The organism is Pseudomonas sp. P9_31 (assembly GCF_034008235.1).
Taxonomy (GTDB): domain Bacteria; phylum Pseudomonadota; class Gammaproteobacteria; order Pseudomonadales; family Pseudomonadaceae; genus Aquipseudomonas.
The window spans coordinates 1,336,152-1,360,735 of sequence record NZ_CP125375.1 but is presented as its reverse complement, the minus strand read 5'-3'; the positions used below and the strand labels follow the sequence as shown (position 1 = coordinate 1,360,735).

At 59.5% G+C, this 24,584-nt stretch carries 17 protein-coding genes; 12 read left to right on the top strand and 5 right to left on the bottom strand.

Annotation, left to right across the window (positions count from 1 at the left end; translation table 11 throughout):
• Positions 1-19 precede the first annotated feature (19 nt).
• From glpD to QMK51_RS06150, 8 genes are all read left to right on the top strand, one after another.
• Positions 20-1,558, top strand: coding sequence for a glycerol-3-phosphate dehydrogenase (gene glpD / locus QMK51_RS06185; protein ID WP_320393455.1), 1,539 nt, complete (start codon positions 20-22; stop codon positions 1,556-1,558).
• Between the two features lie 452 nt (positions 1,559-2,010).
• On the top strand, positions 2,011-2,925 hold the full coding sequence (locus tag QMK51_RS06180) for a glutamate/aspartate ABC transporter substrate-binding protein (protein ID WP_320393454.1): 915 nt from the start codon (positions 2,011-2,013) through the stop codon (positions 2,923-2,925).
• Between the two features lie 192 nt (positions 2,926-3,117).
• Positions 3,118-3,864 carry an amino acid ABC transporter permease gene (locus QMK51_RS06175; RefSeq protein ID WP_320393453.1) on the top strand — a complete coding sequence of 249 codons (747 nt, stop codon included), beginning with the start codon at positions 3,118-3,120 and terminating at the stop codon, positions 3,862-3,864.
• Entirely contained in the window at positions 3,864-4,535 is a 672-nt protein-coding gene (locus tag QMK51_RS06170; protein ID WP_320394486.1) for an ABC transporter permease subunit, read from the top strand. Before QMK51_RS06175 ends, QMK51_RS06170 begins: the two co-directional genes overlap by 1 nt.
• Positions 4,532-5,266 carry an amino acid ABC transporter ATP-binding protein gene (locus QMK51_RS06165; RefSeq protein WP_320393452.1) on the top strand — a complete coding sequence of 245 codons (735 nt, stop codon included), beginning with the start codon at positions 4,532-4,534 and terminating at the stop codon, positions 5,264-5,266. Before QMK51_RS06170 ends, QMK51_RS06165 begins: the two co-directional genes overlap by 4 nt.
• A gap of 163 nt (positions 5,267-5,429) precedes the next feature.
• Entirely contained in the window at positions 5,430-7,331 is a 1,902-nt protein-coding gene (locus QMK51_RS06160) for a sensor histidine kinase (RefSeq protein ID WP_320393451.1), read from the top strand.
• Complete coding sequence (locus QMK51_RS06155) at positions 7,328-8,656, top strand: sigma-54 dependent transcriptional regulator (RefSeq protein WP_320393450.1); 1,329 nt, start codon at positions 7,328-7,330, stop codon at positions 8,654-8,656. Before QMK51_RS06160 ends, QMK51_RS06155 begins: the two co-directional genes overlap by 4 nt.
• A gap of 8 nt (positions 8,657-8,664) precedes the next feature.
• A complete protein-coding gene (locus tag QMK51_RS06150; protein WP_320394485.1) occupies positions 8,665-8,994 on the top strand; it encodes a GlpM family protein in 330 nt (109 codons plus the stop codon).
• Between the two features lie 60 nt (positions 8,995-9,054).
• Here the strand turns inward: QMK51_RS06150 and QMK51_RS06145 are convergent, their stop codons facing one another.
• A complete protein-coding gene (locus QMK51_RS06145) occupies positions 9,055-9,723 on the bottom strand; it encodes a DsbA family oxidoreductase (protein ID WP_320393449.1) in 669 nt (222 codons plus the stop codon).
• A 546-nt stretch (positions 9,724-10,269) separates the two neighbouring features.
• On the opposite strand from QMK51_RS06145, the gene QMK51_RS06140 reads away from it, so the two are divergent.
• A complete protein-coding gene (locus QMK51_RS06140; RefSeq protein ID WP_320393448.1) occupies positions 10,270-10,626 on the top strand; it encodes a DUF6124 family protein in 357 nt (118 codons plus the stop codon).
• A gap of 131 nt (positions 10,627-10,757) precedes the next feature.
• Here QMK51_RS06140 and QMK51_RS06135 read toward each other — a convergent pair whose 3' ends face one another.
• The gene (locus tag QMK51_RS06135; RefSeq protein ID WP_258700674.1) at positions 10,758-11,792 is read right to left on the bottom strand and encodes an alpha/beta fold hydrolase; all 1,035 of its coding nucleotides are present in this window, start codon (positions 11,790-11,792) and stop codon (positions 10,758-10,760) included.
• A gap of 273 nt (positions 11,793-12,065) precedes the next feature.
• On the opposite strand from QMK51_RS06135, the gene QMK51_RS06130 reads away from it, so the two are divergent.
• Together QMK51_RS06130 and QMK51_RS06125 are read left to right on the top strand one after the other, a co-directional pair.
• Complete coding sequence (locus QMK51_RS06130; protein ID WP_320393447.1) at positions 12,066-14,090, top strand: hypothetical protein; 2,025 nt, start codon at positions 12,066-12,068, stop codon at positions 14,088-14,090.
• 79 nt (positions 14,091-14,169) lie between these two features.
• Positions 14,170-19,749: a dermonecrotic toxin domain-containing protein gene (locus QMK51_RS06125; RefSeq protein ID WP_320393446.1), complete on the top strand. Its 5,580-nt coding sequence runs from the start codon at positions 14,170-14,172 to the stop codon at positions 19,747-19,749.
• 137 nt (positions 19,750-19,886) lie between these two features.
• Here the strand turns inward: QMK51_RS06125 and metE are convergent, their stop codons facing one another.
• Entirely contained in the window at positions 19,887-22,199 is a 2,313-nt protein-coding gene (metE, locus tag QMK51_RS06120; protein WP_320393445.1) for a 5-methyltetrahydropteroyltriglutamate--homocysteine S-methyltransferase, read from the bottom strand.
• Positions 22,200-22,307: 108 nt separating this feature from the next.
• Between metE and metR the strand changes: the two genes are divergently transcribed.
• The gene (gene metR, locus QMK51_RS06115) at positions 22,308-23,225 is read left to right on the top strand and encodes a transcriptional regulator MetR (protein WP_258616935.1); all 918 of its coding nucleotides are present in this window, start codon (positions 22,308-22,310) and stop codon (positions 23,223-23,225) included.
• A 191-nt stretch (positions 23,226-23,416) separates the two neighbouring features.
• Here the strand turns inward: metR and QMK51_RS06110 are convergent, their stop codons facing one another.
• Positions 23,417-23,932 (bottom strand): GNAT family N-acetyltransferase, encoded by a 516-nt coding sequence (locus QMK51_RS06110; RefSeq protein WP_258699295.1) that lies wholly within the window; start codon positions 23,930-23,932, stop codon positions 23,417-23,419.
• A 2-nt stretch (positions 23,933-23,934) separates the two neighbouring features.
• Complete coding sequence (locus QMK51_RS06105) at positions 23,935-24,573, bottom strand: LysE family translocator (RefSeq protein WP_258699294.1); 639 nt, start codon at positions 24,571-24,573, stop codon at positions 23,935-23,937.
• Positions 24,574-24,584: the final 11 nt, after the last annotated feature.

The window sequence follows — 24,584 nt, the reverse complement described above, 5'->3', positions numbered from 1 at the left end:
AAAGCCCCGAGGCCAGCCGATGCCCACTTCTACCTTGCCTACGCCCCCTCTCGCCGAGGTTTACGATATCGCCGTCATCGGTGGTGGAATCAATGGCGCGGGGATCGCAGCGGATGCCGCCGGCCGCGGCCTTTCGGTGTTCCTTTGCGAAAAGGATGACTTGGCCAGCCACACCTCGTCGGCCAGCAGCAAGCTGATCCACGGCGGCCTGCGCTATCTCGAACATTACGAATTCCGCCTGGTGCGCGAAGCCCTGGCCGAGCGCGAAGTGCTGCTGGCCAAGGCGCCACACATCGTCAAACAGATGCGCTTCGTGCTGCCACACCGCCCGCACCTGCGTCCGGCCTGGATGATCCGTGCCGGCCTGTTCCTTTATGACCACCTCGGCAAGCGGGAAAAACTCGAAGGCTCGAGAAGCCTGAAGTTCGGCCCGGACAGCGCGCTGAAAAGCGAAATCACCAAAGGCTTCGAATATTCCGATTGCTGGGTCGATGACGCGCGCCTCGTCGTACTGAATGCCATGGCTGCCCGCGAGAAAGGTGCCCACGTTCATACGCAAACCCGCTGCGTCAGTGCCCGCCGCACCAAAGGCCTGTGGCACCTGAACCTGGAACGTGCCAATGGCAGCCTGTTTTCGATCCGCGCCAAGGCGCTGGTGAACGCTGCCGGCCCATGGGTGGCCAAGTTCATCCGTGACGACCTGAAGATGGAATCGCCATATGGCATCCGTCTGATCCAGGGTAGTCACCTGATCGTGCCGAAACTGTATGAAGGCGAACACGCGCACATTCTGCAAAACGAAGATCAGCGCATCGTCTTCACCATTCCGTACCTGAACCACTTCACCCTGATCGGCACCACCGACCGCGAGTACACCGGCGACCCGGCAAAAGTTGCGATCACCGAAGGCGAAACCGATTACCTGCTCAAAGTGGTCAACGCCCACTTCAAGAAGCAACTCAGCCGCGACGACATCCTGCACAGCTATTCCGGCGTTCGTCCGCTGTGCAACGACGAATCCGACAACCCGTCGGCCGTCACCCGCGACTACACCCTGGCCTTGTCGGGCAGTGCCGAAGAAGCGCCGCTGCTGTCGGTGTTCGGCGGCAAACTGACGACTTACCGCAAACTCGCCGAGTCGGCGCTGGCGCAACTGGCCCCGTACTTCACGCACATCAAGCCAAGCTGGACCGCCAGCGCTACCCTGCCCGGCGGCGAAGACATGACCACCCCGCAGGCGTTGAGCTCGCGGATCCGCGACAAGTTCGACTGGGTGACCACCGAAATCGCCCGTCGCTGGGCCACCAGCTACGGCAGCCGCACCTGGCGCATGCTCGAAGGCGTCGAAAAACTCAGTGACTTGGGTGAACACATCGGCGGCGGCCTCTACACCCGCGAAGTCGATTACCTGTGCAGCGAAGAATGGGCGACCACCGCGCACGACATTCTGTGGCGCCGCACCAAGCTTGGATTGTTCACCACCCTGGCGGAACAGGAAAAGCTCAAGGATTACCTGAGCAAGGTCGAACAGAACCGCAACAAGATCGAAGCGGCCTGATCGGCAATCCGATTGAACCGAAGCCCCTGAATCTGACGATTCAGGGGCTTTTTTGCATTCTGGAAGACACCACCAATCAACTGTGGGAGCGAGCTTGTTCACGAAGACTGACTGACATTCAACATCTGCGCCGACTGACAGACCGCTTTCGCGAGCAAGCCCACTCCCACAGGGACATGTGCAAGTCATGGGATTGTGTTCGGCTTTCCGAACGCGACCTGTCGGTCGATTCGGATAACCGGATTATTGATTGTGAAAAAAATGCGCCACAAACACATAATCCCTTTAAAAATCAATAACTTGACCTAGAGAGCCTAGTCTGGCACGAGTCATGCTCTACACTCTTGGACGAATGTTATTGCGCTACTCCTTCAGGAGCCGCCAGGCATTCGAAGCACCAAAAAAGGCCGATGAACTGGCTCCATAAAAAAAACAATGTCGAGGAAAGTTTGATGCGCATCGTTCCCCATATCCTGGGCGCAGCCATTGCTGCCGCTCTGATTAGCACTCCAGTTTTCGCCGCCGAACTCACCGGCACACTGAAGAAGATCAAAGAGTCTGGCACCATCACCCTCGGGCATCGTGACGCTTCCATTCCGTTTTCCTACATCGCCGACGCTTCCGGCAAACCGGTTGGCTACGCCCACGATATCCAGCTGAAAATCGTCGAAGCCATCAAGAAAGACCTCGACATGCCCAACCTCCAGGTCAAATACAACCTGGTGACCTCGCAAACCCGTATCCCGCTGGTGCAAAACGGTACCGTGGACGTCGAGTGCGGCTCCACCACCAACAACGTCGAGCGTCAGCAGCAAGTTGACTTCTCCATCGGTATCTTCGAAATCGGCACCAAGCTGCTGGCCAAGAAAGACTCGCCTTACAAAGACTTCACCGACCTGAAAGGCAAGAACGTCGTGACCACCGCCGGCACCACGTCCGAGCGCATTCTCAAGTCGATGAACGCCGACAAGCAGATGGGCATGAACGTGATCTCCGCCAAAGACCATGGCGAATCCTTCCAGATGCTGGAAACCGGCCGTGCCGTGGCGTTCATGATGGACGACGCCTTGCTGGCCGGCGAAATGGCCAAGGCCAAGAAGCCGGATGACTGGACCGTGACCGGCACACCACAATCGTTCGAAATCTACGGCTGCATGGTCCGCAAGGGCGACGCACCGTTCAAGAAAGCCGTCGACGATGCAATCATCGCAACCTACAAGTCGGGCGAGATCAACAAGATCTACGAAAAATGGTTCATGCAGCCAATCCCGCCAAAAGGTCTGAACCTGAACTTCCCGATGAGCAACGAGCTCAAGACCCTGATCGCCAATCCGACCGACAAAGCGGCTGACGAAAAGAAATCCTGATCTCTGACTAACCTTATCCCCTGAAAAGGCCTCTGCCCTTTCAGGGGTTGTCACTCCCTGCTGGCATTTCTGGAAACACTCGAACCGGTGGCTGTCGAGCCGCTCGTGTGTGCCTGACCATCATGGTCGGGCGGGAACGGAGCTTCCCCAGGCGGGCACTTGTACATCGATCGAATCCGAGGGGAGACCCTAATGAATTACAACTGGGACTGGGGCGTGTTCTTCAAGTCCACCGGCGTGGGCAGCGAGATTTATTTCGACTGGTACCTCTCCGGTTTGGGCTGGACCATCGCCATCGCCGTCGTCGCCTGGATCATCGCGCTGCTGCTGGGCTCGATTCTGGGCGTCATGCGCACGGTGCCGAATCGCATCGTATCGGGCATCGCGACCTGCTACGTCGAACTCTTCCGTAACGTGCCGCTGCTGGTGCAGCTGTTCATCTGGTACTTCCTGGTGCCCGACCTGCTGCCGCAAAACCTGCAGGACTGGTACAAGCAGGACCTGAACCCGACCACTTCGGCCTTCCTCAGCGTCGTCGTCTGCCTGGGTCTGTTCACTACCGCTCGGGTTTGCGAACAAGTGCGCACCGGTATCCAGGCACTGCCCCGCGGCCAGGAATCCGCTGCTCGCGCCATGGGTTTCAAACTGCCGCAGATCTACTGGAACGTGCTGCTGCCCCAGGCTTACCGCATCATCATTCCGCCGCTTACCTCGGAATTCCTGAACGTGTTCAAGAACTCCTCGGTCGCGTCGCTGATCGGCCTGATGGAGTTGCTCGCGCAGACCAAACAGACCGCCGAGTTCTCCGCCAACCTGTTCGAAGCCTTCACTTTGGCAACGCTGATCTACTTCACGCTGAACATGAGCCTGATGCTGCTGATGCGTGCGGTCGAGAAGAAAGTCGCCGTACCGGGCCTGATTTCCGTAGGGGGTAAATGATGGAATTCGACTTCTCGGGCATCATTCCGTCCCTGCCGGGTATGTGGAACGGCATGGTCATGACCCTCAAGCTGATGGCCCTGGGCGTGAGCGGCGGGATCATCCTCGGCACGATCCTGGCGTTGATGCGCCTGTCCCACAGCAAACTGCTGTCGAACATTGCCGGCGCCTACGTTAACTACTTCCGCTCGATCCCGCTGCTGCTGGTCATCACCTGGTTCTACCTGGCGGTGCCGTTCGTACTGCGCTGGATCACCGGCGAAGACACCCCGATCGGCGCGTTCGCCTCGTGCATCGTGGCGTTCATGATGTTCGAAGCGGCGTACTTCTGCGAAATCGTCCGGGCCGGCGTGCAGTCGATCCCCAAGGGCCAGATGGGTGCTGCCCAGGCATTGGGCATGGGCTACGGCCAGATGATGCGATTGATCATCCTGCCGCAAGCGTTCCGCAAGATGACCCCGCTGCTGTTGCAACAGAGCATCATCCTGTTTCAGGACACCTCGCTGGTCTACGCGGTCGGTCTGGTGGACTTCCTCAATGCCTCGCGTGCCAGTGGCGACATCATCGGTCGCTCCAATGAGTTCCTGATTTTCGCAGGGCTCACGTACTTCACAATCAGCTTTGCCGCCTCGCTGCTGGTCAAGCGTCTGCAAAAAAGGTTTGCCGTATGATCTCTATCAAGAATGTCAACAAGTGGTATGGCGACTTCCAGGTACTGACTGACTGCAGCACCGAGGTCAAAAAAGGCGAAGTGATCGTGGTGTGCGGGCCTTCCGGTTCCGGCAAATCCACCCTGATCAAGTGCGTCAATGCCCTGGAACCGTTTCAGAAAGGCGACGTGATCGTCGATGGCACGTCCATCGCCGACCCGAAGACCAACCTGCCGAAACTGCGCTCGCGCGTGGGCATGGTGTTCCAGCATTTCGAACTGTTCCCGCACCTGACCATCACCGAAAACCTGACCATTGCGCAGATCAAGGTGTTGGGCCGCAGCAAGGAAGAAGCCACCAAGAAAGGCCTGCAATTGCTTGAGCGCGTCGGGCTGTCTGCCCATGCGCATAAGCACCCGGGCCAGCTTTCCGGTGGCCAGCAACAGCGTGTGGCGATTGCCCGTGCGCTGGCGATGGACCCGATCGTCATGCTGTTCGACGAACCGACCTCGGCGCTGGACCCGGAAATGGTCAACGAAGTGCTCGACGTGATGGTGCAACTGGCCCACGAAGGCATGACCATGATGTGCGTGACCCACGAAATGGGCTTCGCCCGCAAGGTCGCGGACCGGGTGATCTTCATGGACGCCGGCAAGATCATCGAAGACTGCAAGAAAGAAGAGTTCTTCGGCGACATCAGCGCCCGCTCCGACCGCGCGCAGCATTTCCTCGAGAAAATTCTGCAGCACTAAGCAATACACCGCTCCCCAATGTGGGAGCGGGCTTGCTCGCGAAGAGGCCATCACATTCAGCATCCATGTTGGCTGACACACCGCTTTCGCGAGCAAGCCCGCCCCCACAGGGGGTCAACGGGTATATGGATATTTGTGTTGTGGTTGACCCAAGGCATCTGTGATGAAATGCGACTCCACTCTCTATCGCGCAGCGCCGCCATCACTCGCCGTGAAACCCCGTTTGATTCGCCATCTGTTCCTGCCGCCGCTGATCATCGCTCTGATGATCGGATTGGGTTACATCGGCTTCTGGGTCAGTGAACACTACGGCATTCGCAGCCTCAGCGAGAACGGCCAGCGTCAGCTGGAACTGCACGCCCGCGCTGTCGAAAGCGAGATCAGCAAGTACACCTACCTGCCCAGCCTGCTGGAACTCGAATCGAGTGTTTCCAAGCTGTTGGCCGACCCGTCGCCGGAACACCGGCAGACGGTCAACGAATACCTTGAAGGTCTGAACCGGCGCAGCCGCAGTCGGGCCATTTATGTGATGGACACCACCGGTCGTGTACTGGCCACCAGCAACTGGCGCGATGTCGACAGTTATCTCGGTGAAGACCTGTCCTTCCGCGCCTATTTCCAGAACGCCGTGCGCGGTCAGCCAGGGCGTTTCTACGGCATCGGCAGCACCAGCGGCGAACCCGGCTATTACCTGGCTCACGGTCTGGAAGAGCACGGCAAGATCACCGGCGTCGCGGTGGTCAAGGTGCGCCTCGAAGCCATGGAAGAACGCTGGCAACGGGCGCGCCTGGAAGCCTTCGTCAGCGACGAGAACGGCATCATCATTCTCTCCAGCGATCCGGCGCGGCGGCTTAAATCGGTTGTGCCATTGAGCGACGACACCAAGGAAAAACTGGCCCGTAGCCTGCAGTATTACTGGTTTCCGCTGAATGAACTGCAACCGCTGGCGCGGGAGAAACTGGCCGAAGGCGAGGAAAAACTGACCTTCCCCGCCAACAGCGAATTGATGTCCGATGAAGAGAACATCAGCTACCTGTCGCAAACCCGTCCTCTAAGCGACACCCCATGGAATTTCACCCTGCTCACCCCCCTGCAGGATTTGCGGCGTGAAGCGATCAATCAGGGGATTCTGGTGGCGGTGGCGTTTGCCCTGGTGGCGTTTCTGCTGATCGCCTGGAACGAACGGCGCAAGGTGATCGCCACCCGCCTCGCGGCGCGGGAAGCCCTGCAGGAAGCCAACAATCAACTGGAGCGTCGGATTACCGAACGCACCACCGACCTGCGCGCCAGCAACGAACGGCTCAAGGGTCAGATTCGTGAACGCAGGCAGGCAGAAGAAACCTTGCGCCGCGCCCAGGATGAACTGGTCCAGGCCGGCAAACTGGCCGCCATCGGCCAGATGTCCACCAGCATCGCCCACGAATTGAATCAGCCGCTGGCGGCATTGCGGACCTTGTCCGGCAACACTGTGCGCTTTCTGGAACGCGGTCAGCTGGATGTCGCCAGCACCAACCTCAAGACCATCAATGAGCTGATCGACCGCATGGGCCGGATCACCGCCAGCCTGCGTTCCTTCGCCCGGCGCGGCGACGACAAGGGCCAGGCCAGCCTCGGCAAAGCCGTGGACGCCGCCCTGCAACTGCTGGGCAGTCGAATGGAAAGCGCGCATCTGCAATTGCAGCGCGATTTCGCCGACGTGCAGGTGCAGATCGACCAGACCCGTCTGGAGCAGATTCTGGTCAACCTGATCGGCAATGCGCTCGACGCCATGCAATCGCAGCCCCAACCAGCGCTGTGGCTTGAAGGCGAGGAGTTCGACGGCAAGTATCGTCTGCGGGTGCGCGACAACGGCCATGGCATCGATGCCGAAGCGCGCAAGCATCTGTTCGAACCGTTCTTCACCACCAAGCCCGGTGAACAGGGCCTGGGCCTCGGCCTGACCCTGTCGGCGAGCCTGGCCGCCGCCACGGGCGGGCATCTGGGTGTCGAACACCCCGCCAGCGGTGGTACCACCTTCGTCCTCAGTTTACCGTTGGTAAGCCCCACTCCCGCCGAGCCAATATGAACAACGACCTTAGTGTGCTGATCGTCGAAGACGACCCCCATGTCCTGCTCGGCTGCCAACAGGCGCTGACCCTGGAAGACATACCCTGCGTGGGCGTCGGCAGCGCCGAAGAAGCGCTGGAACGGGTCGGCGATAACTTCGCCGGCATCGTCATCAGCGACATCCGCCTGCCGGGCATCGATGGCCTGGAACTGCTGACCCGGCTCAAGGCCCGCGATCGCAGCCTGCCGGTGGTGCTGATTACCGGCCACGGCGACATCTCGATGGCCGTCGGCGCGATGCAGAAAGGCGCCTACGACTTCATGGAGAAACCCTTCTCCCCCGAACGCCTGGTGGACGTCGCCCGCCGCGCGCTGGAGCAACGTAGCCTGGCCCGGGAAGTCTCTTCGTTGCGCCGGCAACTGGCGGAGCGGGATTCCTTGGAAGGCCGGATCATCGGTCGCTCGCCCGCCATGCAGAACCTGCGGGAATTGATCGCCAACGTCGCCGATACGTCGGCCAACGTGTTGATCGAAGGCGAGACCGGCACCGGCAAGGAACTGGTTGCACGCTGCCTGCACGACTTCAGCCGCCGGCACACCAAACAGTTCGTCGCGCTGAACTGCGGTGGCCTGCCGGAGAACCTGTTCGAAAGCGAAATCTTCGGCCACGAGGCCAACGCCTTCACCGGTGCCGGCAAGCGGCGGATCGGCAAGATCGAGCACGCCGATGGCGGCACGCTGTTCCTCGACGAAGTGGAAAGCATGCCGCTGCCGTTGCAGATCAAACTGCTGCGGGTGTTGCAGGAACGCACTCTCGAACGCCTGGGGTCGAACCAGAGCGTGGCGGTGGATTGCCGGGTAATCGCCGCGACCAAGTCCGATCTGGATGAATCGAGCAAGGCCGGCGAATTTCGCAGCGACTTGTATTACCGCCTGAACGTAGTGACTCTGGAACTGCCGCCGCTGCGCGAACGCCGCGAAGACATCCTGCAACTGTTCGAGCACTTCCTGCAGCAGTCGTCCCTGCGCTTCGACCGCACCGCGCCGGAATTGGACAACCAGACCCTGTCGACCTTGATGAGCCACGATTGGCCGGGCAACGTCCGCGAGCTGCGTAACGTCGCCGAGCGTTTCGCCCTGGGCCTGCCGGCCTTCAAAAAATCCGGTGCCAGCGGCAGTAATCAGGGTCTGGCCTTCGCCGAAGCGGTGGAAGCCTTCGAACGCAACCTGCTCAACGACGCCTTGCAGCGCAGCGGCGGCAACCTGACCCAGGCCAGCCAGGAACTGGGGATGGCCAAGACCACGCTGTTCGACAAAGTGAAGAAATACGGGCTGAGCCACTGATGGACCTGATTCTCAAAGCAACCCTGGGCGCGGCGGTGGTGATCATCCTCGCCATGCTGGCCAAGACCAAAAACTATTACATCGCAGGCCTGGTGCCGCTGTTTCCGACCTTTGCGCTGATCGCCCATTACATCGTTGGCAAGGGGCGTTCGCTGGATGATTTGAAGACCACCATCGTGTTTGGCATGTGGTCGATCATTCCGTACTTCGTGTATCTGGCGACCTTGTATGTGATGGTCGACCGGATGCGGCTGGAGGCTTCGCTCGCCGTGGCGGCGGTGGCGTGGTTGATGGCGGCGACGGTGCTGGTCAGCGTTTGGGTTCGCCTGCACGGCTAAATTCAAAAAATCGCACGATTCCTGGAGCTGCCGCAGGCTGCTCCTACGCAGATCGAGCCATTAGCCGTTGACCGTGCCACCCTTCGCTTCACTCACGATCTGCCGAATCGCGCCAACAAACGCTTCCACCGGCTGCCCGCCACTGACGGCGTATTGCCCATTGAATACCACCGTTGGCACCGAACTCACTCCGCGCGATAGCCATAACTGCTCTTCCTCGCGAACCTCTTTGGCGAATTCATCGGACGCCAGAATCGCCTCGGCCCGCTGCCGAACCAGCCCCACGCTTTCAGCGATCTGCGCCAATTGTGCGTGATCCGACGGATTGCCACCCTCCGTGAAATACGCTTTGAACAGCGCCTCTTTCAGGTTGAACTGCAACCCTTCCAGCCCCGCCCAGTACAGCAAGCGATGGGCATCGAAGGTGTTGTAGATACGGCTATTGCCGTCCGTGCGAAAGGCAAACCCGACCTCGGCGCCGCGCGCGCGGATCATCTCGCGATTTTTCTGCGACTGCTCAGGCGTCGAGCCGTACTTTTCGCTGATGTGTTCGGTGATGTTCTGCCCTTCCGGGCCCATCTTCGGGTTCAGCTCGAACGGCTGGAAACGGATCTCGGCCTGCACCTCGTCGCCCAGTAAATCCAGGGCTTGAGTCAGACCGTACAGGCCGACGACGCACCAAGGGCAGGATACATCGCTGACGAAGTCGATTTTCAGGGGGGTACTCATCATTTACCTCGCAGGCTTGAATCGCGCCGGAAAGTTCGAACGATACACCTGACAGTCCGAAGTGGCAGCCATTCCACTATTCCACCCGTGGGAGCGAGCCTGCTCGCGAAGGCGTCTTGTCAGTTGATATCTGCATTGGCTGATACACCGCCTTCGCGAGCAGGCTCGCTCCCACAGGGAGTTCCGGGTGTTTGGGAGGGTGCGTTTAGTTCTTTTTAGCGTTACTTCCTGAAAGCTACAGCGCCTTGCGCCGTCGCCTACAACCACGTCAGAATCCGCCGGCTTGTGCGCCTGGAGGCCCGTCGGTAACTTGGTTCCTGTCACTGATTCCCAGTGATCGGGTTTAGTAGCCCGGCTAAGTTATCCGGTTGCACAAGTGTCATCCAGTCAGGTTTCGACCTGCGCTTGATGGTAGCTGTGCGCATGGCGCCCTCGGGCGCGCCGGGTTTTTGGGTAATCTTACCGGTCTACTAACTTGCGCACAGCCGCCACCCTTCCGTTTAGTAGCGAGACAGGTTGCGGCTCTACTATTAGGAAGAATGCCCAATGTTCAAAATTACGCCCAACCTGCCGGAAACCGACGACGTTTCTCCCTACGAAACCCCAGACTCCAAAAAACTCAACAAAGCCGCCGACCGCGCCCTCGATTACTACCTCAAACCGGTCATTCCCAAAGACACCCCACGCAAACCCAGCACCCTATACTGCGTCGCCCCCGACGCCGATAACGAAACCCTGCTGGTCAACGCCTGCGAATCGCTGGCGGCAGCGAGCGTGATGCTGAGCGATTTCGCGGGGCTGCTGAACGGCCCGCAGCGCAACACCGTGCTCGGCATCCAGAACTCCGTCATGTTGGGTGAACTGGCGGTTAACCGAATGCTGGATAACTTCGTTCCGACGTAAAACCTGAACCTGTCGGAGAACCTAAAACCTGTGGGAGCGGGCTTGCTCGCGAAAGCGGTGTGTCAGTCACATCAATGCTGAATGAACTACCGTATTCGCGAGCAAGCCCGCTCCCACACTGGATTGAGGCGTTATAGAAGATTATGTTCAGCCACCGGATCAATCTGCGCCCAATGCGAGGTGTCTTCGCGGTGGGCCTGCAAGTACGGCAACACCGCCGCCAGCAACGGTGCCTTGAACGCTTCCTGAAAACGATGGGCCAGCCCAGGAATCAGCTTCAATTGGCTGCCACGAATATGCGCCGCCAGGTGCACGCCATGCATCACCGGCAACAGCGGATCGGCGGTGCCGTGAACCACCAACGTCGGCACGCGCAATTGGTTAAGCAGCGCCACGCGGCTCGGTTCGGCGAGGATTGCCATGATCTGGCGCTTCACGCCTTCGGGGTTGAACGCCCGGTCATAGGACTGCGCCGCCTGATGCAGCAGCGCCTGCCGGTCATCGCTCACCGCCGGGCTGCCCAGTGCCGCCAGCAAATCAGCCTGTTGCTCAAGCGCCACTTCACGATTCGGCGCACCGCGTCGCGACAGTAACTGCACCAGCGCCGCACTCGGCGCCGGCAAGCCTTCGGCCCCCGAACTGGTCATCAACAACGTCAAGCTCTCGACACGCTGCGGCGCCATGGCTGCCAGATGCTGGGCGATCATCCCGCCCATGCTGGCACCCAGCACGTGAAATTGCTCGACGTGCAAGGCGTCCATCAGCCCCAGTGCATCGTCGGCCATGTCCGTCAGCGTGTAAGGCGCGGCCACCGGCAAACCGAGCTTGTAACGCAGCACTTCAAAGGTCAGGTTGGCCTCGGCCGGCGTCTGGCGCCAAGTGGACAGGCCGACATCGCGATTGTCGTAGCGAATCACCCGAAAACCTTGCTGACACAGCGCCACCACCACCTCGTCCGGCCAGTGAATCAACTGCCCGCCCAGCCCCATCACCAGCAACAACGCCGGATCCGAGGCACGACCAATACTCTGGTACGCCAGGCTCACCTGATCCAGATCGACCCGCTCAGTCGGAACATTGACATCGCAGCGCGAAGCCGCCAGGGACGACAGGCTGAACAATAAAGCGGCCAGAAAAGTGGCCGCCGATAAAAACAAGGCACGCATGAAAAACACCGAAACGCAGAACTCCAGTAGAGCGCGAGTCTGATGAAGTTTGTTCAAGCGCGCTGCCACAGTTACGTGACAGTTTGATGAAGATCGCCGAGCGGTCGGTGCCGGGCACAACGGATGGATCAGCTACGCCATCCGTCTGAAAGGAGCGCTGAGCTGTTAGTTCTGACAGTAGAAAGATTCCGTTAGCCGGTATCCAATCAGGTCATCCGCACGCCATTCCGCAGCTGAGTACGGCGCTATCCATCCATTAGTTGAGCCCTGGGCATGACCAACCTTTCTGAAAACAGTAACGCCGCGACCCAAGTACTGGTGTTCTCCACCGATGCAGACCCCTTGCGCGTACTGGCGGACGTCCCGCCGTTCATTCCGGGGTACAAATCTCTAGCCAACAACGTCGCTGGCGTGAACCGCAACATGGTGAACAGCGACCGACGCGGTTTGTTGGGCTATATCTTCCCGTATTTCAACATGGACAGTACCGACGAAATCCGGCTGTATCTCGGGTCACGCCCGACGCCTGTCGGGGAACTTTTTTTCGTAGGGCAGTACGTCAACCAACTGGTGCCTTTCTATATTCCGACCGACCTCCTCGAACAGATGTATGCCTCGCCGGCGCCCATGCCCGATGCGCTGTCGCTGTATTTCAGCGTTAAACGTCCTAGCGAAAACGAGAAAAACTCGCCTTCCTTGCCCCTGTTGTACAAACCTTTCGGGCCGGGCGAAGCGGATACCCGACTCGACCTGCCAAACAATCAGGGACTGGCCCTGCCGATCCCCTCGGAAACAGTCATCGACAAAACCGTGATCGAAAACGGTATGTTCGTCACCGTGCCTCGATACGAGTACCAGGCAATCGACGACGTGGTTTATCTGGCGGTAGGGCCACGCGAACTGCGAATGGTAGTCACCGCTCTAGGTGATCTGCTGTTTGAATTGACGCCCGACTTCCTGGCCACGCTGCCCAATACCGACAGGGTGGCACTTGCCTACGAAATCTGGGACATCGTGGAGAATGGCAGCGGCTGGTCGTCAGCCGTTTTCCTCGCGCTGAAACCGACGGAACAATTACTGATAGCCCCCGTGATCGATCAGGCGGAGCCAGGCAATCCTGACAACCTCAAACACCACGCATTGAACGGCGAGACGGCAACGGTATTGCTAAACGAACAGTTCACGGCCGGTGACGTAGTAGTGCTCACGATTGTACTGTCAACCGCCGTCGGTGACCGAGTCGAGCGCGTCATCCCGCTGAACGTGAGGAGCAACACCCGGTCACTGCGAATCGATCTGGAAAATGAGTTCATTCAAAACGGTATCCGCGGCGGCATGACCCTTGGCTATACCCGACAAAGGGCCAGGGACACCCGTCATTCCAGATCCTACACCGTCACCATCAGCGGCCTCGTCCTGCCCGCCCCGGCCCCGACCATCGACGAGCAAAAGGGCGAGGAACTGCCCGCCGACACCACGCTGGCACATGTGCGAATCCCCACTTACTGGCCGTTGGTCAACGGTGCAACGGTGGAGTTGTACTGGCAGGTCACCGGCACCGATGGCGTTGCCCATCTCTACATTTTCCGCCAAGTCATCATCGATGCCACACAGCCCGTTATCTTCACCGTGAAGAGCGACTACATCGACCGGTACGGGAGCAGCCCGCTGACAGTGCTCTACAAGATCGAAAACCCCGGCAAGGCCGTGGTGCAGTCCGAGCCATTGCAGATCACGATTGGCGAAACAGTGGGATGGACAGATTTGCATGACACGTTCCAGAGTAACTATGGGGGCTGGATACCGTGGAACGCTGCAAGAGGCGGTTCGATCCGCAACTGGGCCGGGGTTACTGCTTTTTTCAACTTCACCGATTCAGGCCCGGTCGACCAAGCCGCGGGGGCTATTTTTTACCGCGACGTAGAGTTTCCACCAGGTCAGTACGTTTGCAGCATCGAAGCCTGTCATATCAAGGAATACCCCAACCCAGGACTGCGCAACCCTCTGCTTTCCGTTGAAGACAGTGCAGGCTCGGCGTTTTTGGTTCATGAATTACCTAAAAATGGTGTGTGGTACACCCTCTCGATCCGACTCACCATCCCCCAAAAACAAACCCGGCGTCTTTACCTGAATAACCGTCAGAACATCAGCAACGGCAATGATTTCGGTATTCGAAACGTGAGGATCACCAGGATTGAAAATGGTGGAGCCATGAGTAATGTCCCAACAGCGTCGCAAGCGCCTCAGTACAACGGTGTCATTTCCAAGCTTGTGCTGCCCGATGCCATAACTATGTAACGCCACCGCCCCCGGCAATTTTCCTTAAATGGCTCGCGAATGGAGTGGATCCACCGCTCCCCAACCGAGCCAAGTTGCCATGATCGATAGACTTCTTCCCGACCTCCCCTACCCGGCGCCGGTCGTAATACCGCCCTCATTCCCCCTACCGGACAACCCTGATGAAAGCCTGTTTCTGCATGCCTCGGCACGCTGGCGCGAGAGCAACCAAGGCATACGCGAGCTGTTTGCCGCGACGCCGGGCGTGCGAGACACCCTGGACCAACTGCTGAAACAGAAGCTGGATCTGGACGGGCAACAAGCCGGCTTGCTCTTCTTCGCCACGGATGAGCACCCGGAACGTTTTGTCAGCTTCACCGATGCCTGCGCCTTCGTCCTGCAACACCCGACGTTGGAGACGACACTTGATCAGCGCTGTCGAGTGACCGGCCTGAACCCGCCCCATTCCCTGTCGGCCCTGACACCGCTGCAAATGCTCGAACGGCTCAAGACCCTCAACCCGGAACAGGCGCACAGCGATCGCTGGCGAGCCTTTTGGGATCAGCGTGCCCCCGGCACGCCGGTATCGCGACGTGAACGGGCAGTGCAGCTTTACCGTGACCATATCGAGGCAGCCGCTCAGGTGGCATTTGCCCGGCGAACCGTGACGGCTGAACAACTCAAACCACTGCTGTTGATCATTGATCCGCCCCTCGAGGCCCTGAGTCTGAACAACCAGCCCATCCACACCGAGGAACTGGCCCTGGTGTTGAGCAACGACCGTAAAGTCAAACTCCCAGGCGCGTGGGTCATCAGCGCGGGAGATCCGGCAAGCGTCAGCCAATTGCTGTACCTACCCTGCCGGCCCACCGCAATCCAGGCCTTCAATCAACGCAGCGACATGCAAGATTGGCTGTCTCGACAAACACTCGTCTCGATGGGATTGCCCATCGATAACATCCGCTTTGAATACACCGCCAGAACCGATCCACTGGTCGTGGGTATCAGCGATCTGTTTTCTGCTCGGCAGCAGGCGCAGATCACCGCTTTACGCAATGGAACTCGCGATAAACCCGGGCTGGCGGAGCATGGCGCTCAATCCCTCGTCCAGGCCAACCAGATTGATCGACAGCGCAGCAACGGAGTCGTTTTCGCCTCACCACCCATGCTTGAGAAACGGATCTCAACCGCCGATGGAGATACCGAGGCAGATGAACAACCCTTATTCGGCAGCCTGTATGCCGATATCCCCTGGCCCCAGCGTCAAGCTGCTCTGAACACACAGCGCGACGCACTCGAAACATGGTTGGAGGACGACAGCCAAACCGACCGCCAGCGAAATTTCAAAGACTCACTCAAGGCCCTGGAGACAGCTGAACAAGCCGCTGACACGGCCGCCTCCGCCCTGCTTTACCGGACGCGAACCCTGGACCTGACGACCTTCAACCGCGAATTCAGCGCACTCTACCAGGCACACAAGGACGGCCTGCAAGCCGAGGCCAGGCTTCAATTGGCTCTGAACCAGCTCGACAGCGATGAGTTCAACCTGCTCAAGGCTGTGCTGGACACACCCGCCGCGGCCGATCGCGATGCGGCCATCGTCGCAGCCAGCCTCTCGTTGTCGATGACCGAGCAAAATGGCGCCACGACCACCGTCCAGACCGAAGCGCTCAACGGTCCGTTTGTCATCATACGACCGGCCACGCTGCTGGACCCAAGCTCATCACACAGCCTTCTGCTCTATTGGCCAGGCAGCGGTGGAGGTTTGCAACGGTTCGCCAGCCGTCGGGAGCTGGAGCGGCAGGTGTTCAAGATTCAGGACCAAGACAAAATCCTGGCGTTGCAACTGAAAAAAATCGATACCGACCCTCTGCATTACAGCCTGAACGAACAGACCACTGACTACGAAGAAAAGGCAGGCCTCATACGTCAGCGCGCACAGCATGCCGACGAACTGGAAACCCTGCGCAAACAAACCCTCGCCGCCTTGCAGGTTCCGGTGCACGCGGCCAGAAGCCTGGTCTTCTCACATCTGCTGGAGCAAGACCGCAGCGCCACGCTGGCCTCCAGCCTGCCCGACTGGCTCAGCACATTGCCTGCAGACGACCGCGTAGGGCTCAAGGCTCTGATCGAAACATTCATCCCATCGATGCGCCGCAGCCACGAATTCCTGGCAATCGCGCTGGAACCACGGGACGACTTCACCCGGAAACACTTGCACGCCCGTTTGCGCAAAGACTTCTCAATCGAGGGCAGTTTCGAGGTGAAGCTCGATTTACCCGATTCGGTGAAATTGGAAAAACGAGCCGATCCAGCTCCCGGATATTCGGGCACAAGGATCGTACCGGTGCCCAGTGTCACGCGCAGCAAAATGTCACTCGAAGAACTGGCCCAGCTTAATATCGACAACACCCCGTCGATGCAACTGGAACCCCTTTCACTACGATTGGGTTTCATGAAAGTCGAGGTCAGCACGGCAGATGAAACCGAGCGCCAGCGCCTGACGGCTGGCATCACCGTTCCCTACTTGAAAAAACTCCTGCCGGAACTGGATCTGCCCAAGGCCTACGAAAAACTCATCCGCGACACCTTCATGGGGGCGGTCGACGAGCCTGTTTTCGTGAAGGATCATCGCCGTGAATGCCTGATCGAGCCCTGGCGGGTGATGCTCAAGTTGCAGGGTGAATTCGCGCGCCTGCAAAGGCAGATCAGCCACGACGACTTGCAAGTCCTGGACATTGCCATCGACGCCAATACCCCTGAAGCCTGGCGCGCCGATCGCAAGCGCATCGTAATCCTGCCGGCCTACCTGAGCGCGGGGGGCAGCGACACGTCCAATCAAGGCCCCGCCACCTTGTCCGGCGTGACCTTCATTCAAGAACAGATCAGCGGCATGACCTTGCTGTATCTGCCCGACAGCCCCGATAACCAGTTCCTGCGCCGTTACGACAGTCTGGAAGCCGCGCGCAAGGCCCTATTCAACTTGTGCGTGCACGACAAGTGGGTCAGCTATCTGGCCGGCCGGGCTTTGGAGGGCAGCGTACGAGCCCATGAAAGCCGCATCAATCAGGCCGTGCTCCAACACTTCGATGCCATGATCGGTGTCGGCGTACGCTGGCCGGCGACCACATCGTTGGCCGCGCACCTGCTCGATGCCCATATGGGACGCCTGATCGAAGCCCATCGCGGCACGTCTCGCTCCAACGATGCGTTGTACATGGAGCGGTATGCCCTGAAAGGCCCGCGCGCGTTCAACTACCTGAAAATGGCCTTGGGGCTGCTGCCCTTTGTCGGTACCGCCTTCGCCCTCTACGATGCCTGGACTGCCGCGAATCAAGCGGTGGCGGCCTTTTTACGCGGTGACGTGGGTGACGGTCTGGCGGAGATCGAATCGGTGTTGTTGTCATTGATCGACGCGGCCATGGACCTGCTCCCCGGTGAGGCGGCATTCTCGGTGATGTCCAAGGGCGCTCGATCACTGACGCGTATTCGCCAGCTTCGTGCGCTGGCCAGAAGTGTGTCAGCGCTGCAGGCGCCCTCCATGCGTCAGGCCCGGCACGTGGTCGCACGCTTCGCCGGTTACGAGTATGAACAACCGATTTCCCTGTCCGGGCTGCAACCAGCCACCCATGGCATTTACCGCAATATCTACCGCCATGCCGACGGTGACTTTATTGTCCGCCAGGGGCGCATTTTTCAGGTCGAACGAAGCAACGACTCACGCAACTGGCGTTTACGCGGTACACGCCAAGTTACCTATAAACAGCCCATTGCCCTGGATGAAGCGGGTCATTGGGACACCTGGTTCGGCGTCCACGGGACGACCTTCGAAGGCGGCGGTCTTGGTGGTGGGCAGGTATTCGGGCACTTGGCCGATGCGCTCAACCCGATCTGGCCGCAAACCTTTCGCCAACGGTTGCCGCGCTGGTGGGCCGATCAGGCTTTTCGCCGTCATCATCAGTTGGCCGAAGCGGCCGATGACCTTGCTCGGCAACTCGAGACCCGGGGCGTGAAGAGCGATAGCGTGATCAACCAATACGGCGCCGCCACGGCTGAGAATCGCCCGGCGCTGATGCCTGCTGCCGAAGCCGCATGTGTCGGCGATATCGAATTGGCAGCCCGGCGTTACCAGACACTGGCTGATTTGCAGCCACTGACCCGTGGCAACAAACAACGTGCATTGATCGAGATGCAAAGCAAGACAGCCTGGCTGTTGACTGACCGGTACAGGCGCCGCGCACTTCACGCTTCACATAGTATCGTCCCCTTGACGAAACGGATTGACGACCTGACCCAGGAACTGGACAACTTGCCGAGCAATACGCTCACCCAACGTGTGAGCATACTGGAAGAAATCCGCACATTGCGTGTGGAGTACGTGCGCAAACTGGATCAGATGGAAGCGCTCAAGGGCGATGTCAATCTATGGTATGAACGCATTCGCATGAGATCGGACAAGGAACAAATGACGGCCCTTGTCGACGAGCTGAACACCAAACACAGTGAAGCCAATTTGCTTTATCTGAGAACCAGCCAACGGCTGGAAATCATCAAACGCTATGGCCGCACCAGCGATGTGTCCTGGTACTACCTGTTAGGACAGGCACAGGATCTTCGCGCCAAAGTCGATCGAGCCTTGTACACGCAATACAAGCTGCCAGAAGTCAGCGCGACCCGGGCACAACGCAATCAGGTCCTCCAGGACTGCCTCACGCTGTACACGCAATTTCGTCGCGAGATGAAAATCTGGACCACCAGCTACCCGCAACACTTCCACTTGGATGAAGTTGAACCGCTGATGACCGGGATCGAAAAGATAGCCGAACGTGCCCGTAAAGGCATTATCGAACAGCCTGCCCCAACGGCACCTGCAGGGCAAGTCAGACAGAGAGTTTTCACCACCGAAGACGATCAATTGCTGATCGGGGTTGAGCGCTGGGAACCGACGACCCAGAGGCACCAATACGTCTCGACCGGCCGCGGGGGATACGAGGAAATCTGGGAGCAAGCCAGCAACGGCAAATTCCGCCTTTTGAACCCGCCAGACACGCAACCGGCGCCAGCGCCGGCTCAAATGAATCTCCCAGCGTTAGTGGCCGATGCGCGAATGCGCCTGGATGCCCAACCGACCTACCACGCCAGGGTTCAATCCTATGCCGAGCAGGACATGCTTCCGGTCGACCTGGAACACATGATGGTCAGCGAAGCCGACGAACTGACCCGCCGCGCCGATCGCATCCAGAACATGGCTGCGCAAGACCCCATCATTCAACAACTGCGCGACAAGGCCGGCGCACTCAAAACGACCGGACGAGCGATGCGTACCCGGCAGTCACTGACCAGCAGAAAACCCACGGATGGAATGCTCCAGGATCTGATCGACCAGAACGCGGTGGAGATCCGTAGAACCAAACCGATCAAAAACCTCGGCAAACGCAAGGACGGCCGCACCGACTATATGCAGGAATACGAAATCTGGGACCTGACGCTAACACCGGAGGAGTTGCTGTGGTACGCCCACTTTCACTACTCCAGCGCAAAACCGGCAGTACGGCAATTCGAGAAAGCCCACTTGAAGCTGCCTGAGCACCGGTTTCTGACCCACGCTGACGATACCACCCTGCCCTACGCCGATATCGGCAAACGTTCGGCGGTACTTGCTCACTTCGAAAACCTCTGACGCCCGGCAATCCATGTGGGAGCGGGCTTGCTCGCGAAGGCGGTGGGCCAGGCAACATTGATGTCGACTGACACGTCCTCTTCGCGAGCAAGCCCGCTCCCACAGGTTCCACAACCCCAGCCCTTTGCGCGAGAGCTTTAAGCCAGTTGGCTACGCAACTGCCGCGCCGCTGCCACCATGTTCACCAAAGCGGCTTCCGTTTCCGGCCAGCCCCGGGTCTTCAACCCGCAATCGGGGTTGACCCACAACCGCTCGGCCGGAATCCGTTTAACGGCTTTGCTCATCAACTTGACCATCTCGGCCGTGTCCGGCACCCGTGGCGAGTGGATGTCATAGACGCCCGGGCCGATGTCGTTCGGATAATCGAAGGCTTCGAAGGCCTCCAGCAGTTCCATGTCCGAACGTGAGGTTTCGATGGTGATCACATCGGCGTCCATGGCGGCGATGGACTGGATCACATCATTGAACTCGCTGTAGCACATGTGGGTGTGGATCTGGGTTTGGTCACGCACACCGGAGGCACTCAAACGGAAGGCTTCCACCGCCCAGTCGAGGTATTCCTGCCATTGCGCCCGACGCAGCGGCAGCCCTTCGCGGAACGCGGCTTCGTCGATCTGGACGATCTTGATGCCAGCGTTTTCCAGGTCTACCACTTCGTCACGCAGCGCCAGGGCCAGCTGCTGCGCCTGGATTTTGCGCGAGACGTCTTCGCGGGGGAACGACCACATCAACATGGTCACGGGACCGGTGAGCATGCCTTTCATGACCTTGTCGGTCAGGCTTTGTGCGTACGTGATCCAGTCGACGGTCATGGCCTTCGGGCGGCTCAGGTCGCCATAGATGATCGCCGGTTTCACACAACGCGAACCGTAGCTCTGAACCCAGCCGAAACGGGTGAACAGGTAGCCGTCCAGTTGCTCGGCGAAGTACTCGACCATGTCGTTGCGTTCGGCTTCACCGTGTACCAACACATCCAGGCCCAAGCGTTCCTGAACTTGCACGGCGTGGCGGATTTCACTGTGCATGGCGTCGGTGTAGTCGCTGGCCGACAGTTTGCCTTGCTTGAAGGCTTGCCGCGCCAGACGGATCGAGCCGGTTTGCGGAAACGAGCCGATGGTGGTGGTCGGGAAGGCCGGCAGTTTCAGCCGCGCTCGTTGTTGCTCGATGCGCTTGGCAAAAGGCGAGTGGCGCTGGCTGTCCGCTGCACCGATGGCGTCGATGCGTGCTTGCACTTCGGCTTTATGAATACGCGGTGACTCGGCGCGACTGGCCTGAATCGCACGACTTTGGGCCAGGGCAGCTTGCACCTTGGGTGATTGCGGGTCGTTCAGGGCATCACGCAACACGGCAATTTCACCGCACTTTTGTACAGCGAAGGCCAGCCAGCTTTTCAGTTCCGGGTCGAGCTTGTCTTCGCGATCCAGGTCCACCGGGCTGTGCAGCAATGAGCAGGAACTGCTGACCCACAGGTTGTCGCCAAAACGTTCCTGCGCCGGTTGCAGTTGCGCAATGGCTTGCTCCAGTTCGCAACGCCAGACGTTGCGGCCGTTGACCAGACCTACAGAGAGAATCTTGTAGGTCGGCAGACGATCCAGCACCTGGCCGAGTTGATCCGGGGCGCGCACGGCGTCGATGTGCAAGCCTTGCACCGGCAAGCTGACCGCCAGACCGAGGTTGTCTTCCAGGCCACTGAAGTAGGTCGCCACGAGTTTTTTCAGCGGCGAGTATTGGAGGATGTGATAGGCGCGCTCGAAGGCGTTTTTCCAGGCCTGTGGCAGGTCGAGGGTCAGGATCGGCTCGTCGATCTGCACCCATTCCACGCCTTGAGCGGCGAGGCGGCCGAGGATTTCACCGTAGATCGGCAGCAGGCGTTCCAGCAGGTCGAGCTTGTCGAAGTCGTCCCCTTTGGCTTTGCCCAGCCAGAGGTAAGTCAGTGGGCCGATGATCACCGGTTTGACGTTGTGACCAAGGGCCTTGGCTTCGTCGACTTCGTCGAACAACTGCTCCCAACTCAGTTTGAATTGTTGGTCTGCGCTGAACTCCGGGACCAGATAGTGATAGTTGGTGTCGAACCACTTGGTCAGTTCCTGGGCGTATTGCGCCTTGGCATGTTCGCCGCCGCAGCAGGCCGCCGATGCGCCACGAGCCATGGCGAACAGGGTGTCGAGAGTCGGCAGGCCGCGCGAGTCCTTGGCACTGTCGAAGCGCTCGGGAATCACACCGAAGGTCAGCGAATGAGTCAGCACCTGGTCGTACCAGGCGAAGTCGCCCACGGGCAGCAGGTCGATGCCGGCGTCTTTCTGCAATTGCCAGTGGGTGGCGCGCAGTTGGCGGCCGACGCTTTTCAGCGCGTCCTGACCGAGGTCGCCCTTCCAGTAGGCTTCGAGGGCTTTTTTCAGTTCGCGGTCTGCGCCGATGCGCGGGAAACCAAGTGTGTGGGCCAAGGCCATGGTGATAATTCTCCCTGTAAAAGATGGCCCTATTGTCGACAGCCAAGCCAACATGAGACAAACTCAACCTTTTCGTGTTGATCACAAATTTTCCTCATGGAGCCCCCGGTGCTTGAAATCCGTCACCTGAAAACCCTGCATGCCCTGCGCGAAGCCGACAGCCTGGTGGATGCGGCCGACCGCCTGCACCTGACCCAGTCGGCGCTGTCCCACCAGTTCAAGGAGCTGGAAGAACGCATGGGCATGCCGTTGTTCGTGCGCAAGACCAAACCGGTGCGCTTCACCAGTGCCGGCTTGCGCCTGCTGCAACTGGCCGACGCCACTCTGCCGTTGTTGCGCGGCGCCGAGCGTGACATTGCGCGGCTGGCCGGTGGCACGGCGGGGCGTTTGCACATGGCCATCGAGTGCCACAGTTGCTTCCAGTGGCTGATGCCGACCATCGACCAGTTCCGCGATGCCTGGCCGGAAGTCGAGCTGGACCTGGCCTCCGGTTTCTCCTTCGCCCCGCTGCCGGCACTGGCCCGTGGCGATCTGGATTTGGTGGTGACCTCCGACCCGCTGGAACTGGCCGGGATCACCTATGTGCCGCTGTTCACCTATGAAGCCATGCTCGCGGTGGCGAACCAGCACCGATTGGCGAGCAAGCCGTACATCGTGCCCGAAGATCTGCTCACGGAAACCTTGATCACCTACCCGGTGGAGCGCGATCGGCTGGACATCTTCACCCGTTTCCTGGAGCCGGCCGACATCGAACCGGCCCAGGTGCGCACCTCGGAACTGACGGTGATGATGATGCAATTGGTGGCCAGTGGTCGCGGCGTATGCGGCATGCCCCATTGGGCGTTGCATGAGTACAGCTCACGGGGTTACGTGAAGGCCAAGCGACTGGGGGAAAAAGGCTTGTTCGCAACGCTCTACGCCGGGATTCGCGCCGACATGCTGGATGCGCCGTACATGCGCGACTTTTTGCTGACGGCCAAGGACACGTCGTTTTCGACGCTGGATGGGGTTAGCGCCGTCCGCTGAACCTCGCAATGAAGAAACACGGAACGGAGCGGGAGCGCGAAGACGGTTTCATATTCAACATGGATGTTGGCTGACCTGCCGTTTTCGCGAGCAAGACCGATAAACCTATACGGAGTGCCTGAAAACATGCGATTGCAGTTTTTGGGGTCGCTTCGCAGCCCAGCGGGAGCAAGCTCCCTCGCCACAAAATCTTAAACTTCAAGTTTTGGGGGGATCTCGCGCCACATGTGGATCTTGTCGAAGTAGTCTTCGCCGACCCTTACCGCCAACGGTTCCAGGCCGAACTGCACGAATCCACAGCGCTGATACAGCCTGAAGGCGGCTTCGTTGCCGGCGGTGACGGTCAGCTGGATCAGCCTCAGGCCCTGGTGGGTTTGCGCTTCGGCCAACGCGGCCTGAACCAGTTGGTAACCGAGCCCACGCTGGCGTACCTTGCCGGTCACGTACATGCCAAACAGCGTGGCCTTGTGCCGGGCCTTTTCCCGGGGTTCGAAGGCCAGGCCGACGATGCCCGCCAACTTGCCCTCCTCGAACGCACCAAGCACCACGTCCAGTTTGCTGGCCAGGCGCGATTCCCACCAACCCAACGGCATCGCCGCACGCTCACGCACGCTGGACGTGAACGCCTGAGGATGCTGGTCGTAGGCTTCAAGCATCAGCGCCCGATAATCCAGGGCGTGGCTGGCATCAAGCCGTTCAATCCACATGCTCAGACCGCTCGCCGCTGCTCAATCATCAACCGCACCGCCAGCCCGGACAGCACAAAGCCCATGAAGTAACGCTGCATCGCCAGCCAGTTCGGGTTGTTGACGAACCAGGACGCGATGCCCGCGGCGAACAGCGCGATCAGCAGGTTGACGCTGAAGCTCACACTGATCTGGGTCAGGCCGAGGATGATGCTCTGGGTGAACACCGAACCGTGCTCAGGGGTAATGAACTGCGGAAACACCGACAGGTAAAACACCGCGATTTTCGGGTTCAAAGCACTGGTGAGGAAGCCCATGGTGATCAGCTTGCGCGACGAGTCCGCCGGCAACTGCTGCGCCTCGAACGGCGACCGCGCACCTGGCTTGACCGCCTGCCAGGCCAACCATAGCAGGTACAACGCACCGGCCCACTTCAGCACTTCGTAGGCCACTGGCACGGCCATGAACACCGCGGTCAAACCCGCTGCGGCAGCGAACAGGTGTACTAGAAATCCCGCGACCACGCCCAGCAACGAAGTCACCCCGGCCTTGCGCCCCTGGCAAATTGAACGAGAAATCAGATAGATCATGTTCGGCCCGGGCGTGAGTACCATCAACAGCGCCGCTGCGGCGAAAATCAGCAAGTCTTGAAGCGGAATCATGGGCATCCTCC

Coding starts and splice junctions, on each gene's coding strand:
- QMK51_RS06145 (WP_320393449.1), bottom strand. CDS start 9,723: ATGAGTACCCCCCTGAAAATCGACTTCGTCAGCGATGTATCCTGCCCT.
- QMK51_RS06110 (WP_258699295.1), bottom strand. CDS start 23,932: ATGTGGATTGAACGGCTTGATGCCAGCCACGCCCTGGATTATCGGGCG.
- QMK51_RS06175 (WP_320393453.1), top strand. CDS start 3,118: ATGAATTACAACTGGGACTGGGGCGTGTTCTTCAAGTCCACCGGCGTG.
- QMK51_RS06105 (WP_258699294.1), bottom strand. CDS start 24,573: ATGATTCCGCTTCAAGACTTGCTGATTTTCGCCGCAGCGGCGCTGTTG.
- QMK51_RS06165 (WP_320393452.1), top strand. CDS start 4,532: ATGATCTCTATCAAGAATGTCAACAAGTGGTATGGCGACTTCCAGGTA.
- QMK51_RS06160 (WP_320393451.1), top strand. CDS start 5,430: ATGAAATGCGACTCCACTCTCTATCGCGCAGCGCCGCCATCACTCGCC.
- QMK51_RS06125 (WP_320393446.1), top strand. CDS start 14,170: ATGATCGATAGACTTCTTCCCGACCTCCCCTACCCGGCGCCGGTCGTA.
- QMK51_RS06180 (WP_320393454.1), top strand. CDS start 2,011: ATGCGCATCGTTCCCCATATCCTGGGCGCAGCCATTGCTGCCGCTCTG.
- glpD (WP_320393455.1), top strand. CDS start 20: ATGCCCACTTCTACCTTGCCTACGCCCCCTCTCGCCGAGGTTTACGAT.
- QMK51_RS06140 (WP_320393448.1), top strand. CDS start 10,270: ATGTTCAAAATTACGCCCAACCTGCCGGAAACCGACGACGTTTCTCCC.
- QMK51_RS06170 (WP_320394486.1), top strand. CDS start 3,864: ATGGAATTCGACTTCTCGGGCATCATTCCGTCCCTGCCGGGTATGTGG.
- QMK51_RS06130 (WP_320393447.1), top strand. CDS start 12,066: ATGACCAACCTTTCTGAAAACAGTAACGCCGCGACCCAAGTACTGGTG.
- metE (WP_320393445.1), bottom strand. CDS start 22,199: ATGGCCTTGGCCCACACACTTGGTTTCCCGCGCATCGGCGCAGACCGC.
- QMK51_RS06155 (WP_320393450.1), top strand. CDS start 7,328: ATGAACAACGACCTTAGTGTGCTGATCGTCGAAGACGACCCCCATGTC.
- QMK51_RS06135 (WP_258700674.1), bottom strand. CDS start 11,792: ATGCGTGCCTTGTTTTTATCGGCGGCCACTTTTCTGGCCGCTTTATTG.